The sequence below is a fragment of the Hymenobacter actinosclerus genome (genome assembly GCF_900111515.1).
In the GTDB taxonomy this organism is placed as follows: Bacteria; Bacteroidota; Bacteroidia; order Cytophagales; family Hymenobacteraceae; genus Hymenobacter; species Hymenobacter actinosclerus.
Genome location: NZ_FOHS01000001.1, coordinates 1338336 through 1353173, shown reverse-complemented (window position 1 = coordinate 1353173; position 14838 = coordinate 1338336). Strand labels below are relative to the sequence as shown.

The 14838-nt window shown below is 61.8% G+C and carries 12 protein-coding genes, 1 tRNA gene and 1 riboswitch; of the genes, 2 read left to right on the top strand and 11 right to left on the bottom strand.

What is annotated here, in order from left to right; all coding sequences use genetic code 11:
• Positions 1-54: 54 nt before the first annotated feature.
• The 7 genes from BMY67_RS05850 to BMY67_RS05825 all read right to left on the bottom strand — a co-directional run bounded on the left by BMY67_RS05850 (position 55) and on the right by BMY67_RS05825 (position 8727).
• On the bottom strand, positions 55-1515 hold the full coding sequence (locus BMY67_RS05850; protein ID WP_177189705.1) for a M48 family metalloprotease: 1461 nt from the start codon (positions 1513-1515) through the stop codon (positions 55-57).
• A 145-nt stretch (positions 1516-1660) separates the two neighbouring features.
• On the bottom strand, positions 1661-3013 hold the full coding sequence (locus tag BMY67_RS05845; protein WP_177189704.1) for a type IX secretion system plug protein: 1353 nt from the start codon (positions 3011-3013) through the stop codon (positions 1661-1663).
• 461 nt (positions 3014-3474) lie between these two features.
• Entirely contained in the window at positions 3475-5016 is a 1542-nt protein-coding gene (locus BMY67_RS05840; protein WP_092769309.1) for an aldehyde dehydrogenase family protein, read from the bottom strand.
• Positions 5017-5124: 108 nt separating this feature from the next.
• A complete protein-coding gene (locus tag BMY67_RS05835) occupies positions 5125-5361 on the bottom strand; it encodes a DUF2905 domain-containing protein (RefSeq protein WP_092769307.1) in 237 nt (78 codons plus the stop codon).
• A 7-nt stretch (positions 5362-5368) separates the two neighbouring features.
• Positions 5369-5875, bottom strand: a complete 507-nt coding sequence (locus tag BMY67_RS18830; protein WP_143069706.1) for a hypothetical protein — start codon at positions 5873-5875, stop codon at positions 5369-5371.
• A 56-nt stretch (positions 5876-5931) separates the two neighbouring features.
• Positions 5932-8484 (bottom strand): type IA DNA topoisomerase, encoded by a 2553-nt coding sequence (locus BMY67_RS05830; RefSeq protein ID WP_092769305.1) that lies wholly within the window; start codon positions 8482-8484, stop codon positions 5932-5934.
• 167 nt (positions 8485-8651) lie between these two features.
• Positions 8652-8727 (bottom strand) — tRNA-Lys (locus BMY67_RS05825).
• A gap of 80 nt (positions 8728-8807) precedes the next feature.
• On the opposite strand from BMY67_RS05825, the gene BMY67_RS05820 reads away from it, so the two are divergent.
• Both BMY67_RS05820 and BMY67_RS05815 read left to right on the top strand, forming a co-directional pair.
• The gene (locus BMY67_RS05820; protein ID WP_092769303.1) at positions 8808-9524 is read left to right on the top strand and encodes an SH3 domain-containing protein; all 717 of its coding nucleotides are present in this window, start codon (positions 8808-8810) and stop codon (positions 9522-9524) included.
• A gap of 246 nt (positions 9525-9770) precedes the next feature.
• A complete protein-coding gene (locus BMY67_RS05815) occupies positions 9771-10208 on the top strand; it encodes a hypothetical protein (protein WP_143069705.1) in 438 nt (145 codons plus the stop codon).
• A 253-nt stretch (positions 10209-10461) separates the two neighbouring features.
• Here the strand turns inward: BMY67_RS05815 and BMY67_RS05810 are convergent, their stop codons facing one another.
• From BMY67_RS05810 to BMY67_RS05795, 4 genes are all read right to left on the bottom strand, one after another.
• Positions 10462-11931 carry an amino acid permease gene (locus BMY67_RS05810; RefSeq protein ID WP_092769299.1) on the bottom strand — a complete coding sequence of 490 codons (1470 nt, stop codon included), beginning with the start codon at positions 11929-11931 and terminating at the stop codon, positions 10462-10464.
• Between the two features lie 257 nt (positions 11932-12188).
• A riboswitch (SAM riboswitch) is annotated at positions 12189-12279 on the bottom strand.
• A gap of 230 nt (positions 12280-12509) precedes the next feature.
• The gene (locus BMY67_RS05805; RefSeq protein WP_092769297.1) at positions 12510-13271 is read right to left on the bottom strand and encodes an EcsC family protein; all 762 of its coding nucleotides are present in this window, start codon (positions 13269-13271) and stop codon (positions 12510-12512) included.
• 22 nt (positions 13272-13293) lie between these two features.
• Positions 13294-13803 (bottom strand): hypothetical protein, encoded by a 510-nt coding sequence (locus BMY67_RS05800; RefSeq protein WP_092769295.1) that lies wholly within the window; start codon positions 13801-13803, stop codon positions 13294-13296.
• A 5-nt stretch (positions 13804-13808) separates the two neighbouring features.
• The gene (locus BMY67_RS05795; RefSeq protein ID WP_092769293.1) at positions 13809-14819 is read right to left on the bottom strand and encodes a Gfo/Idh/MocA family protein; all 1011 of its coding nucleotides are present in this window, start codon (positions 14817-14819) and stop codon (positions 13809-13811) included.
• Positions 14820-14838 lie beyond the last annotated feature (19 nt).

Here is a 14838-nt window from a genome sequence, read left to right as displayed (position 1 = left end):
GTGCCACTACCGGACAGCCAACCTGCCCGGCAGTAACCAAAGACCCCGCCAGTTCTATTTACCCACCACCTTAAACAACAGCCCGCGGCCCAGCTTGTCGGAGAGCTGCATGCCATTGAGGATGGCCATTTCCTCGTGGCGCTTGGCGGGCACGCCGTTGGCAGTTAGCGCCTGGGCCAGGGTTTGCGGGGTGCTGATGGTACGGATGCGCACGTGCTCGGGCTGGCGGTTGAGCTTGTCGGCCGAAGTCAGGCGCTGGAAGCCTTCCATGGTGCGGGTAAACACGGGCGCGTAGGCCGCAAAATCCTGCGGGGCGCTGCCGCCGAGCATCACGTAAAGCGACTTGCCATCCTGAATGATGTAGCTCAGCACCTGCATGCCGGTCTGCTGCTGGCCGGTTTGCTGGTCCTGCTGCACCTGCGTGCCCACAAAGGCCAGGGCCGGGAAGCCGTGCACCGTCAGCTGGCGCGAGTCGGCCACCTGTAGGCTCAGCTGTTTGGCCACGGCCTGGGCGGCTTCCTGGAGTGAACTGCCGGGGGCCAGCGTGAGCAGCATCATGGCCTTGCCGGCCGGGTCGGCCATCTGGAATTGCTGGGGCGAGTTCTGGGTTTTCCAGCCCTGGGGCACCGGAAACTCGAATTTCAGCTCCGGATGATAGAAGGCGTTGTTCTCCACGAAGCCCTGGCGCGGGTCTTCGCCATACGTAATACCGTCAATCAGGCGCAGGTACTGGTCGCGGTTAATAGCCAGCTTGGCGGGCGTGCTGGGCTTGGCTTTCCACTCGGCGGCCAGCCGGTTGACGTGGGTGTAGCGGTCGGCCGAGTTGGGGTGGCTGCTCAGGAAATCGGGGATGGCCTCGCCGCCGGCCTGCTGCTGCTCGCGCTCCAGGGTGCGAAAGAAATCGGCCATCTCGGCGGCGCTGTACCCAATTTTGGTCGAGTACTCCACCCCCAGCTCGTCGGCCTGGTTCTCATCATCGCGGCTGAACTTGAGCGTGAGCAGCTGCAGGCCCTGCATGGCCTGCTCGCCGTACTGGGCCAGCCGGGGCGAGGCAATCATGGCTCCCATCAGGCCCACCTGGCTCAAGATGGAGGTGGTTTGCTGCTTGGCCGAATGCCGGGCCGTTATGTGGCCGATTTCGTGGCCCAGTACGCCCGCAAACTGCGCCTCATCGTTGAAATGGGCCATAATGCCGCGCGTGAAGTACACGTAGCCGCCGGGCACGGCAAAGGCGTTGATGATGGGCGAATCGACGATGCGGAACTGGTAGTCAATCTCGGGGCGGTGCGACACCTTGCCCATCTTGTCGCCCATCGTGTTGATGTACTTCTGCAGCTTGTCGTCCGGGTACAGGCCGAACTGCGCAATAACGGCCGGGTCCGATTCCTTACCCATGGCCAGCTCCTGCCCTTCCGACACGAGCATGACTTCTTTTTTGCCCGTTACGGGATTCACGGCGCAGCCCGTCAGAAACAGGCCGGCAATCAGCAGGGAGGGAAGTAGGCGTCGGAGCATGGCGGAGGAGGGTTAGGAATGGGAGTTGCACCCTTCAACGCAACTCCTCCGCTGGCGTTGGCTCGGCCGAACACAACGTAAGCCGACACCGCTGACCACCAGCCGCCCCGCCTCTATTCTTGCGAGTGCTATACTCCTGTCATGGCTACGGCCGCCGCCGGTTCACATCCAGCCGCTGGTAGCCGATGAGCAGGTCGGTGCGGGTGCCGGGCGGGCGGTAGTACACCAGCAGGTCGTACTGGTTTTCGGTTTCCTGGTGGCTGCCTTCCCAGACGACTGAGTTGGCTCCGGTGGGCGTTTGGGTGGCGTAGATGTAGTTGTAGTAGCCCTGCTTGAGCAGCGCGTGGCCCCGGTACTGGCGAGCTTCGGCGTCGTAGGTCAGCCGGAACTCGTCGCGCAGCTGCCAGTCGCTCAGGGCCCCGAGCACGTACACCGGGCCGGCGGCGGGGGTTTCGGCGCTTAGCTGGAACGTCACGTCGAGATACTCGGTGTTGGTGCTGGGGTCGCCGGGGTACTCGCGGCTTTCAATCAGGCGCTGGCCGTTGATGTCGTCGTACTGAGTGTACCGCTCGCCGGCGCGGGAGGCTTCGGGCAGCAGCAGCGCGGCGCGGGGCGTGGTGCTGGCATCGAGCTGGGCCACGCCGGCGCCGGCCGAGCGGAAGGTGCGCAGGTCCACGAACCGGAACTCGCTCAGGCCAGGGAAGGCGTTTTCGAAGTTGAAATACTGGTAGTCGAGCTGCTGCTCGGCGTCGCGCACGAAGGTGGGCCGCAGGTTGTAGTGGGCGTTGTCCCAGCGGAAGTTCTGGCGCAGCACCACCTTCACCTCCTGGGCCGGGTTGACCAGGGCCATGTTGTAGCGAATCCCAAAATCGACCTGCTGCAGAGTGTAGTGCTCCTGCCCCGCCGCCACGATGCCCTGCTTCATAGCAATCTGCACCGCGCCCTCCTCGAACACCAGCACCCGGCGGCTCAGCAGCGGCGTGCCGCCCGCGCCCTGCACCACCCACAGGTAATTGCCCGATAGCCGCACCCGCGGCATCTGCACCTGATAGTGCTGGTAGGGCACCTTGGTGCTCACCGAGGGCCGGTAGTTGTTGATGAGCTGCTCGTTGATTTCGCTCAGAAACTGCATATCCGTCAGCATCGAGGGCTGCCAGTTCAGGTCGCAGTGCACGAGCTTGGCCGTGAGCCGCTGGCCCGAGCCGCCCAGCACATCGAACTCCAGCACCGGCGACTGGCCCTGGCTCAGCGGCACTACCGGCGGGTTGAACACCTGCCCGGCCTGGCCCGTGGGCACGTAGCAGAGCACGGTGCGCACGTTGGGGTCGTAGATGTAGTCCTCGTAGCGCAGCTTTTTATCGGCGTAGTACTCGGTGCCCACCTGGCCTGGCGTGGCGGGCCGGCGGGCGGCGTTGGGGTCGGTGATGGGCGTACCCAGCGGCACGCAGGCCGGGGCCAGCAATACGAGCAGCGGCAGAAGGCGGGAAAGTAGGCGCATGGTTGCGAAGGTAAGGCGTGGGCGGCGGCTTGTCATCTTCGCTTATCCAGCTATATTGACACAGCGAATGATATATCCCAACATGAAATATCTAAACGAACACGATAAAGCACGAGATGAAAAGTTTGCCTTTGTCTGTAATATGATATTCATTAGTATTGGCGGCGGTTTGGGGGGGGTATGCGTATTCTTGGCATTGGATAGTTTGTGGTTTCAAACAGATTTGTTTAGCTCTTCATTGTATGCTATCATCTCCTTTATCTTATCAGCTATTATATCAGCAGTAGCTTTCAGGCACATTCGTCTTTCTAAGAATTAACCATGTCTGCCACTAGGAAAAAGCAATCAGTATTGTCTTTAAATCACAAATCCCTGCCCGAAGCTTGATGCTTCAGGCAGGGATTCGCATGATGGACTGACGTAATTCCCGGCGGCCGGGCGTTGCGCCGGGCCAGCAGCGGCTAGATGTTCTCGGGCAGGCGGATGGCGTCGTCGAAGTTGCCCAGGATGGCTTTCTTGCCCTCCGTGACGGCCTCGACCAGCAGGGCGCCGCCCACGAAGGCGCCTTTCCACGACTCGCCCAGCCCGCCGAACACTTCGGCCCGGTCGCCGCGGGAGCGGAGCTGGTTGAGGCCCACCTTGAAGGCGCGCACTTCTTTGGCCGTACGGGCGGCCCACTTTTCGTCGTCGGAGGCCAGGGCGGCCACCAGCGCCCCGTTGCTGATGTTCATCTCGCCTACCAGCTCCTCTACCCTATCCACCAGCACGATGCTGTCGATGGGGCCGAAGGGCTCCTTGAAGTACAGCTCGCTCTGGCGCGGCAGGTTCACCAGGGCCCGCGGGGCGCGGTAGGCGCTCATGTCCTGGCCGGGCAGAAACAGACTGTCGTCGAGCCGGCCCTCGTAGAGGGGTGTGGCGCCGGTTTTCAGGGCGTCCTGGTAGAGGCGGTCGAGGTCCTGGGCCTGGCGGGCGTTGATGACGGGGCCGAAGGCCAGCTCGGGCAGCGCGTCGCCGGGGGCATCGACCAGCGTGGGGTTGCCCACTTGCAGGGCCCGCACCGTGTTCCAGTAGGTCTCCAGGAACTGCGGGAACAGCCGCCGCTCCACCACGAAGCGCACGTAGGCCGTGCAACGCTGCTTGCCGTAGTCGTAGCCCTTCTGGAGCTGCTGGGCCATAGCGTCCCAGTCGGAGTAGTCCCAGATGCCGTAGGTGTTGACGCCTTCCATTTCCAGCATGTAGCGCTTGTCCTGCTGGGCCAGCGCGTCGGCAATGTTGCGGCCGTTGTAGCGCCCGCCCACGAAGCTGAGGCAGTCCACGGCGTCGTTGCGCACCAGCACGTCGCTCAGCTCGCCGCCCGAGCCGCTGACCAGCGTCACGGGCAGCCCGCAGCGGCGGGCAATGGCAAAGGTCAGACTCAGCGAAATAAAGCCGCCGTCGGTGGGCGTTTTGGCAATGACGGCGTTGCCGCACAGCGCCTGCACCAGCACCGCGTGCAGCAGCACCGACATGGGGTAGTTCCAGCTGGCTATGTTGCTGACCAGCCCCAGCGGTTTGCGCTGGCCCAGCATGCCCTCAATATTGTCCACGTACCACTGCACGCCGTCGATGGCGCGGTCGATGTCGGTGAAGCCCAGCTTGTAGGTCTTGCCGATTTCCCACATCAGCAGCTTGCCCACCAGCTCCACGTGGGGTTGCAGCTGGGTCAGGCAGTCCTGCACCCGGCGGCGGCGCTCATCCAGGTCTACTTGGGCCCAGGCGGCGGCTTCGGCCTTGGCGGCGCGCACGGCCCGCCCGGCGGTGGCTTCATCGAGCATGGGCAACTGGCCAATTACGCTCCCATCGATAGGCGAGACGAAGTCGCGGGGCTGGCCCGGCTCCTGCCAGCGGCCTTCCAGCAGGTTGAGAAAGCCGCGGCCGTCGGGCGTGAAGATTTCGGGTGCGGCGGCTTTGGTCTGGGCCAGCAGGTGGGCAAATTCTACTTCGGGAGAAACGATTTTGGGCATAATGGGGAAGGGTGAGAGCGGAAACGCGGCGCGTCAAGGTACGCGCTGCGGACGGTTTGTCCGAAATCATTCTACGCAAACGTTACCGCATGCGCCGCCCCTATTTCCCTACCCGCCCAGCCGCCGCCACAGCGCCAGCAGCAAACTCACCACAGCGCTTATCACCAGCATCGACACCCAGGGCACGTACAACCGGAAGCCCGGCCGCTCCACCCGCACATCGCCCGGCAGCCGCCCGAACCAGCTGAACCAACCCGCCGCGCCGCCCCCCAGCCACAGCAGGCCCCCAAGCAGCATCAGGCCCAGGCCGAGCAAAAACAGGGTTTTACCGAGGTGAGGAGGCATGGGGCAGTTACTTTTTGCGAAAGACTCTGCTAGGAATTATAGATGTATTCCTGCCTTCATACACTAACTGGGTATTATAGCTGATAGTGATGGTTGAGAATTCCGAAAAACCACACTCATTCTTGCGTATGCTAAATGAGGCATCTATCGTGTCTTGGTCGGCGCGATTTAAATAGAGAATAAAACGCCGCTTCACCAGCGAATTATAAGGTAACGCTGCTAATTCGGTTAAACCTCCATAAGTAGAAAACGCTATTTCACCACGAAAATCTACCGGCCGATTAAGCTGTGGCTCACCTTTCTCATTGTAAACCATAACGGAATCAAGAAGATAGGGCGAATCGTTGCCTGGTGTCTGAGCCAGTAAATCTTGACCCGTACGTGCATCAACTAAATGAAAGCTCAGACCTCCACCTTCCCGCAAGCTGTTTTGGTCGGGGTTACACGATTCGTTGTTACAGGCTAGGAGTAGAAACGGTCCGATTAGTAGGCACAGAACATTTATTAAACGCATAGATATTGGCGATTAATCATTTAGGTATTCAAGGTAATGTTCTTTCCCGCTGATTACTAGCCCTGCCCGAACACCGGCTCAATGCGTCCCTCGGCCCCGATTTGCAGCACGGCCTCGTAGCGGTTGCCGGTTTTAGTTGAGACGAAGCCTCGGATGACGCCGGTTTTGCCCTTGCGCAGCAGCTGGTTCATCTGGGCGTCGGTGAGGGTTTTGCCGCCCCAGGCAAAGGGCACCCGGAACTGGCAGTCTTCGCGGAAGCGGGAGCAGCCCCAGGCGCTGCTGCCGCGCAGCATGTGGCCCAGCCGGCACACGGGGCAGGGTATCTGGCCGGGGTCGGTGGCGGTGGTGGGCTTGCTTTCGGCGGCGCGGGCCAGCTCCAGGGTGCGGGCGGGCGTGAGCATCAGGGCCGCGTCGAACTTGTGGCCATCGTCGTCCAGAAAGCCCTTCATCACCTGGGTACGGCCCTTTTTGAGCAGGTCGCCGGCCTGCTTGTCGGTGATTTTCTTGCCCTCAAACTCCACCGGCAGCCGAAACTGGCAGCCTTCCTTCCAGCGCGAGCAGCCAAACGCCGCCTTGCCCCGCAGCACGTGGCCGGCACCGCAGGCCGGGCAGGGGCCCAGAGCGCCTGGCATAGCTAGGGTAGCTGCCGCTTTGGGAGCTGGTACTACGGCTTTGCCGGCTGGGGCTCCCGCTTTCCCAGCAGAAACGGAACCAGCGGGCGGGGCCGTAGTGCTGATAGCCCTCCCTGAACCGTCCTGCTTCACCTCCTGCACCATTTCGCGCACCAGCTGCTTGAGCTCGCCCAGAAATTGCTCCTGGTTCAGCTCGCCGCCCTCAATCTGGCGCAGCTTCTTTTCCCACTGCCCCGTCAGCTCGGCCGATTTCAGCGTGGGGTTGCGGATGAGGCCGATTAGCTCGACTCCCGTAGGCGTGGGCACGATTTTCTTTTTGTCGCGGGTGATGTAGCCGCGCTTGAACAGCGTTTCGATGATGGCGGCGCGGGTGGAAGGGCGGCCGATGCCGTTCTCCTTCATGGCCAGGCGCAGCTCGTCGTCGTCGACGTTGCGGCCGGCCGTTTCCATGCCGCGTAGCAGCATGGCCTCGGTGTAGTCGCGTGGGGCCTGGGTTTGCTTGGCGTCGAGGCGGGGCTGGTGGGGGCCGGTTTCGTCTTTCACGAAGGCCGGCAGCACCGTTCCCACCACGTCGTCATCGTCGCTGCTACTACTACTGCGCCGCTCGTTGGCCACGGTCTGCTTCTCAGGGTCGCCGTACACCTCGCGCCAGCCGGGGCTGAGAATCTGGCGGCCCCGGACCCGGAAGGTGAGCCCGGCCACGTCGGCCGTTACCGTGGTGTTTGATACCTCGCAGTCGGGGTAGAACGCGGCCAGAAAGCGGCGCACGATGATGTCGTACACCCGCTGCTCGTTGCCGCTCAGGCCGCCCGCGCTGGCCCCGGTCGGGATGATGGCGTGGTGGTCGGTGACTTTGTTGTTGTTGAAGACCTTGGCGCTCTTGCGGATTTTACTGGCCAGCAGCGGGGCCGTAAGGGCCGCGTAGCCGCCCAATCCGCGCAGGATGCCCGCGATTTTGGGGTACTGGTCGTCGGGCAGAAACGTGGTGTCGACGCGGGGGTAGCTCACCACCTTCTTCTCGTAGAGGCCCTGCACCGTTTTGAGCGTGTCCTCGGCCGAGAGGCCCAGCTGGTTGTTGCACTGCACCTGCAGGGAAGTCAAATCAAACAGCGCGGGCGGGCTCTCCAGGCCCTTCTTGATGATAACGTCGCGCACCGTCAGCGGCTGGCCGGTTACGCGGGCCAGCGCCTCGTCGGCCTCCTGCTGGGTCACGAAGTAGCCGCGGGCCTTGAGGCGGGCTTTTTCGTCGGGCTCGTCGTCCTTGCCCGGCTTCACTACGGCCACGTGGCTGAACATCGTGCTCCGGTACTCGGCCCGCAGCACCCAGTAAGGCTCGGGTTTGAAATTGCGGATTTCGTGGAAACGGTCGACCAGCAGGGCCAGCGTGGGCGTTTGCACCCGCCCGATGCTGAGCACCTGCCGCTGGCCGGGCGCGTACTTGAGCGTGAACAGCCGGGTCGCGTTCAGGCCCAGCAGCCAGTCGCCCACGGCCCGGCTTTTACCGGCCTGGTAGAGCGAGTCGAACTCCGAGCCCTCGCGCAGATTTTGAAAACCCTGGCGGATGGCTTCTTCGGTGAGCGAGGAAATCCAGAGCCGCTTGGTGGGCTTGCGGTACTTGGCCTCCATCAGCACCCAGCGCTGAATCACCTCCCCTTCCTGGCCCGCGTCGCCGCAGTTCACCACCTCGTCGGCGGCGGCCAGCAGGCGCTTGATTACCCCGAACTGGCGCACTACGCCGTCATCGCGCAGCATGAGCTTGATGCCGAACTGCTCGGGCAGCATGGGCAAGTCGTGGATGCTCCAGCGCTTCCATTCGGGGCGGTAGTCTTCGGGCTCGCGCAGCTGGCAGAAGTGGCCGAACGTCCAGGTTACCTGGTAGCCATTGCCCTCGTAGTAGCCGTCCATGCGGCGGTCGGCCCCGAGCACGTGGGCAATTTCGCGGGCGACGCTGGGCTTTTCGGCAATGCAAACAATCATTAATCGCTGATTTGCGCTGATTAATCGTGATTTTGCTGATGTAGGAGTCAGCGGGTGGTTAACAAAGATAAGGCGGGAAAAGGTCGGGGCAGAACCCTGCCGCCGACGAGTTGCTGGCTCACGGGGATAAAAGAAAAAACCCTCCCTACGAAGCGTAGGAAGGGTTTTGGTGATCCCGCTGGGATTCGAACCCAGGACCCATACATTAAAAGTGTATTGCTCTACCAGCTGAGCTACAGAATCAGTTTCTTTGTGCTGACAAGCAGCCCGTGTGGCTGATTGTGGCACAAAAGTAGAGTCCCGGATTTAACCGTGCAACTGTTTTGCTCAAAAAAGCCCCCCTTTTTTTCCTGCTGCTGCTGACTTTAGCCCAATCAATTCAGGCCCAAAAAGTTAGTCCGGCGCTCCAGAAGGCCGATTCGCTGTATCAAACGGGGCAGGTAGCCGGGGCCTACCCCTGGTACCGGCGGGCCCGCGACCAGGATGGCCTGCAATCGGGCCGGCAGGCGCTGCGCATGGCCTACACCCAGGAGGCGCTGGGCCATTACCCGGCCGCCCTGTATTACCTGAGCGTGTCGCAGAGCCTGGAGCCGCGCTACGCCACCTGGCAGAAAATGGTGAGTCTGGCCCAAGAGCACCGCCTCACGGGCTACCCCGATACCTGGCGGCAAAACCTGCTTGTTACGCTGCAACGCTACTATTACCGCCTGCTACAGGGCCTGCTACTGCTGGCCGTGCTGGCCGGCGCTGCCCTGCTGCTGCGCCGCCGCACCGCCGACCGGGCCTGGTGGATTATGTATGCCGGCTACCTGCTGAGCGTGGGCCTGGCGCTGAACGTGCTGGCCCCCGGCCGGGTAGGCCTCGTGGCGCGGGCGCGGGCCCCACTCATGGCCGGCCCCGGCGCCGGGGCTACCTGGCTAACCACGGCCGCGGCCGGCGACCGGTTTGAGGTGCTGGGTCGGCAGGACCTCTGGTACCGGGTGCGCTGGCAGGACCGGGAGGCCTACATCCGCCGGCGCAATTTGTTGCTGGTAGAATAGGAGTCTGGTTAGGTAAGCGTATTCTATTTGTTTACTTATAAAACTGATTATCAATCTATTGAACTCTACGACTAAAAGACTGAGGGCAGGTTTAATGGGAAAATTTAAATTTTTTAAGGTGCGGATTTAGGGTGGTATCGAGGCAAACTGGCACTGGAGTTGCAAATGCTCCACCAGAAGCCCAAAGCCAGTACGGCGGGCTGCCTCATCCTTTTTCTCAAACAGCACTTTTCCTTTACATACGCCATGAAAAAGCTTCTCATTCTCCTTGCCGCCTGCTCGATTTCCGCCGCTGCCTCGGCCCAGACTACGCCCGTAAAGGCGGCTCCCGGCCAGCACCACCAGATGCACAAGAAGGACCACAAGCAGGACCTCACCCCCGAGCAGCGCGCCGACCGCGCCGCCCAGAAGCTCACCAAGAGCCTCAACCTCTCGGCCGCCCAGACCCAGCAGGTGCGCCAGCTGCACCTGACCCGCATCCAGCAGCAGCAGGCCCGCAAAGTCGCTAACGGCCCGGTAGCCAATGCCGACCGCAAGGCGCGCCACCAGGCCATGAAGGGTCAGAAGGCGCAGTACGATACCCAGCTCAAGCAAATCCTGAGCGCCGACCAGTACACCAAGTACGCGCAGATGCAGGCCGACAGAAAAGCCAAGTACCAAGCCAAGCGCCAGACCAAAGGCTAACCTGAACTGCTCGGTTACCCACTACCCGTAAACCACAGGAGGCCCCGACGAATAATCGTCGGGGCCTCCTGTGCTTTAAAAGCTGTTTGCGTTAATCTTTCGGGGCACCAGCACGCTGTAGAGACGCCTATTTGCGTCTCGTCGTTGCTGAGGTTGTTTATGCGGCTCCGTTCAACGCGAGTCGTTCCACGACGAGACGCAAATAGGCGTCTCCACACCGTGCTGGGCTTACGCAAACGGCTATTTCGGCGCGCTAAGCGGTTTGCCGGGCGGCCTCGGCGGCGCGGGCCTGCTGCCCCAGCTTGCTGTGCCGGCGGCCGTAGCCGTAGTAAATAGCCAGCCCCAGGGCCAGCCACACGGCCAGCCGCAGCCAGGTTTCCCAGGGCAGCGACACCATCATCACCAGGCAGGTAAGGATGCCCAGGATGGGCACCAGCGGCACCCAGGGCGTGCGGAAGGCCCGGGGCGCGTCGGGTTCGCGCTTGCGCATAATGAGCACGCCGGCGCACACCATCACGAAGGCCAGCAGCGTGCCGATGCTCGTCATTTCGCCCACCACCGAGATGGGCACGAACCCCGCGAACAGGGCAATGAACAGGCCCAGCAGCAAATTCGATTGCAGCGGCGTGCGGAACCGCTCGTTGATGCGGGCAAATACCGGGGGCAGCAACCCATCCTTGGCCATGCTGAAAAACACCCGGCTCTGGCCCAGCAAATCGACCAGAATAACGGAGGTGTAGCCGATGATGATGGCCAGAATAACGGCGCCCGAAAGCCAGCCGTAGGGCGTTTTTTCGATGGCAATGGCCACCGGGGCGGCGCTGTTTTTGAACTCGGTGTAGTTGGCCAGGCCCGTCATCACGTAGCCGAAGAGCACGAACAGCACGGTGCAGACCGCCAGCGAGCCGAGGATGCCGATGGGCAGGTTGCGCTGCGGGTTCTTGGTTTCCTGGGCCATGGTGGCCACGATATCGAAGCCGATGAACACGAAGAAGATGACGCCCGCCCCGCGGAGCACGCCGCTCCAGCCGAACTCGCCGAACGTGCCGGTGTTGGCCGGAATGTAGGGGTGGTAGTTGGCGGGGTCGATGTACTGCCAGCCCAAGGCAATGAACACCAGCACCACCGACACTTTGAGCGTGACTACCAGCCCGTTGAACCACGCCGAGCCGGCCGTGCCGCGGATGATGATGAGCGTAATGGCCAGCACAATGAGCATGGCTGGCACGTTCACCAGCCCGTGCACCTCGCTCCCATTGGCCAACTTGGCCGTTTCAAACGGCGACATGACCAGCTGCGGGGGCAGGTGGATGCCGTACTTGCTCAGGAATTTGAGCAGGTACTGCGACCAACTGATGGCCACCGTGGCCGCGCCCACCGAGTACTCCAGAATTAAGTCCCAGCCGATAATCCAGGCAAACAGCTCGCCCATAGTGGCATAGGCGTAGGTGTAGGCCGAACCCGACACGGGCACCAGCGAGGCAAACTCGGCGTAGCACAAGGCCGAAAACGCGCACCCCACGGCCGCCACCACAAACGAGAGCGTAACGGCCGGCCCGGCGTTGTTGGCGGCGGCAATGCCGGTGAGCGAGAACAGCCCCGCCCCGATGATAACGCCGACGCCGATGGTGATGAGATTGAAGCCGTTGAGGCTGCGCTTGAGGGTGTTGCGGCCCGTTTCGGCCGCTTCCTGCCGAAGCAGTTCCAGTGATTTTTTAAGCATAGCGGCAAGTGTCGTCCGGGCGGTGGCCCAGCCCGACGGGGAGGAATGGCGGCGCCGCTTCGCCGCCCGGCTCAGCCAGCGGCGCGACGACCAACGAAGGGAAATGGACTATATGGACCGGCTCCGGCCGGTCCGCCGGCTACTTAGCCCCAACAACCCGCGCAACAACACCGCCGGGCCGGGCCCGAGGGGCGCAGCGAAACGACGGCAACAGCAATTGGGGCAGCAGAATGGGGCGAAAAGCGCACGGCAACTTGTTTTTATATGGTCAGGAATTGGCACCGTTCCGGTTTACGGGTGGTTGCCGACGCTTCTTCGAGCCTGTCTCTCAGCGCCTCTGTATAAAAACAATCCTTCGGAGAAGAAAGAATTGATGCGGCAAAGGTAAATCCGGATGGCTGCCCCGGCAACCAGCGGCCCGTCCTACCGGCTTTTTAGTTTCCATCAACTGCCCGTGCCCCACTCGCACTGCATCAGAAAACGCAGGGCAGTTTATTGTTTTTCAGACCCATACACACAAAAACACCCCAACGACAATCGTCAGGGTGTTTTTAAATTTGTTTCCAGCAAGCCGTGGCTTACTCAGGCAGCACGTCCGGCGAAGCAACCAATGGCAGCTCGGGGGCCTGGGCGAACCAGCGCAGGCGGTAGGCCATAATGGCCGTTTCGCCGAGCTGGGCCAGCAGCCGGTAGTTGGCCACTGCGCCCACGGCCGCGCCCACCACGGGCAGCAACTGGGCCATCTTGGCCAGGTCGATATAGTCGCGGTATTCCTGCTGAAACTGGCGCCAGTCGAAGGTTTCGGCAGTGGCAGTGGCCTCGGTGGTGGGCCAGGCGGCCAGCTGGTGGTAGGTTTCGCGGCGGGTGTGCTGGCTGCTGAAGGCCAGCTGGAAGATGTGCAGCAGGTAGAGTCGCTCGGAGAGTTGGCGCACGTCGTGGCCGTAGAGGGCGGCAATGTCGAAGAGCAGCTTGAGCTTGATGCCGAGCAGCAGCGGAAAATCGGCCAGACCCAGCAGGAAGCCCCCGGCCCCGGTGGCCCCGCCCTCCACGGCCGCCGCGTTGCGGTAGTTGCGGATACGCGCCCGTACCCGCGCCTCGCGCTCGGCCAGCGTGCCCTCGGCCACCGGCTGGCGGGTGGTATGCTGCGAGCCGAATAGCACGCCCTCCACCATTTTCTGAATAGTAGCTGTGAGGACGCGGTGCACCTTTTCGGGCAGCATGGCATTGAGCCGCGCCTGCAGCTGGCGCGTGAAGCGGTTGAGCAACGTGGGTTTCTGCCGCATCCGCTGCTGCCAGGCGCGCAGGTCGGTTTGGGCCTGCTGGTCGTAGGGGTTGGGCATATGTTAGGTACCGTTACAGCTATCAGGTTAAACTATCTTCACTATCTATTACTAGTTGTAACGAGAGAACGTAATCAGTTGCCAAACCGATTGTTCTTACTTCAGCATATTTTATGTTGACTTCTTGCAACCATTCAGCTTTGACACCCAGCAGTCTACATCTGAAAGACTGCCGGTTCACTTGGACAATCTGGCCAATGAAATTAACAGAATCATCGTGGAGCGTGAGTTGCACTAGTTTCTCTTGCTGCTGTAGTTGAGTGAAAAGATTTGGCGTTGAATCAAGGTCGAATTGCTGCCTGTTCTCAAACGATACCATTTTGAGTCGCAATATTTTCTCGGCAAATTCTTCATCCTCTCCGCGCGTCTTCTTCAGTAGGTATTTCTGATTAACAAACACCAACCCGTCAACTACATAGTCCACTGGAATACTGCGCAACAGCTCCCATTTCGCTCCACTAGCCAGTACAATACCTTGTAGTTCAGACTGGCCTCTGACTTTTACCGTTGCCACTTGCTGCAAGTACTGCATATAGCTTACTGTAGCGCGTAAATCCGCTCAATCATTTCCACCACTTTCAGGCCTTCCAGCGCGTTGGTGGTAGCTACGCCGCGCTGCCGTATGGTTTCTACTACGTTGTCGATGACGTGGACGTGGTTGGCGGCCGAGCCCTGGTAGGGGCCGTACTGGTTGGCGGGGTTGGTAGGCGGCAGCGTGGGCAGTGTGTAGTCCTGGAGGTGGCAGTACTCCACTTTGTCCATGTACTGGCCGCCCAGGCGCAGGCTGCCGCGCTCGGCTACCACCGTCAGGGAGCTTTCCAGGTTCCGGTCCCAGACGGCGGTGCTGTACTGGAGCGTGCCGCTGCCGCCGCGCACGAGGTCGAAAGTAACTAGGCCCGAATCCTCAAACTCGGTGAGGTGTTCGTGGGTGAAGTCGCGGAAGCGGGCTGCAATGTTGGTGATGTCGCCGAACACCCAGTAGAGCAAATCGACGAAGTGGCTGAACTGGGTGAAGAGCGTGCCGCCGTCGGCGGCGCGGGTGCCGTGCCAGCTGCCGGGGGTGTAGTACCGCTCGTCGCGGTTCCAGAAGCAGTTGAGCTGCACCAGAAACACGCGGCCCAGCCGGCCTTCGTCCACCACCTGCTTGAGCCAGGCGGCGGGCGGCGAGTAGCGGTTCTGCATCACCCCGAACACGAAGCGGCCGGTTTGCAGGGCCGTGTGCACAATGTCCTCGGCGTCGGACTTATGCAGGGCCAGGGGCTTTTCGACCACCACGTGCAGGCCCGCCCGCAGGCCCCGAATGGCCTGGCTGGCGTGCAGGCCGTTGGGCGTGGCCACCGTCAGCACGTCGGCGGCGGGGCCGTGGGCGAGGTAGTCATCGAGCGAAGAAAAAAACGGCACGCCGGGAAACTCGGCGGCCAGCGCCGGCGCCAGCTCGGGCCGGATATCGACCAGCGCCACCAGCTCGGCCCCGGCATGGGCTGCTACCAGCGCAGCGTGGCGGCGACCAATGTGGCCCACTCCGCAGATAACAAAACGAACATCCATATTTTAGCTGCAAGCTTCA

Coding starts and splice junctions, on each gene's coding strand:
- BMY67_RS05850 (WP_177189705.1), bottom strand. CDS start 1,515: ATGCTCCGACGCCTACTTCCCTCCCTGCTGATTGCCGGCCTGTTTCTG.
- BMY67_RS05845 (WP_177189704.1), bottom strand. CDS start 3,013: ATGCGCCTACTTTCCCGCCTTCTGCCGCTGCTCGTATTGCTGGCCCCG.
- BMY67_RS05840 (WP_092769309.1), bottom strand. CDS start 5,016: ATGCCCAAAATCGTTTCTCCCGAAGTAGAATTTGCCCACCTGCTGGCC.
- BMY67_RS05835 (WP_092769307.1), bottom strand. CDS start 5,361: ATGCCTCCTCACCTCGGTAAAACCCTGTTTTTGCTCGGCCTGGGCCTG.
- BMY67_RS18830 (WP_143069706.1), bottom strand. CDS start 5,875: ATGCGTTTAATAAATGTTCTGTGCCTACTAATCGGACCGTTTCTACTC.
- BMY67_RS05830 (WP_092769305.1), bottom strand. CDS start 8,484: ATGATTGTTTGCATTGCCGAAAAGCCCAGCGTCGCCCGCGAAATTGCC.
- BMY67_RS05815 (WP_143069705.1), top strand. CDS start 9,771: ATGAAAAAGCTTCTCATTCTCCTTGCCGCCTGCTCGATTTCCGCCGCT.
- BMY67_RS05810 (WP_092769299.1), bottom strand. CDS start 11,931: ATGCTTAAAAAATCACTGGAACTGCTTCGGCAGGAAGCGGCCGAAACG.
- BMY67_RS05805 (WP_092769297.1), bottom strand. CDS start 13,271: ATGCCCAACCCCTACGACCAGCAGGCCCAAACCGACCTGCGCGCCTGG.
- BMY67_RS05800 (WP_092769295.1), bottom strand. CDS start 13,803: ATGCAGTACTTGCAGCAAGTGGCAACGGTAAAAGTCAGAGGCCAGTCT.
- BMY67_RS05795 (WP_092769293.1), bottom strand. CDS start 14,819: ATGGATGTTCGTTTTGTTATCTGCGGAGTGGGCCACATTGGTCGCCGC.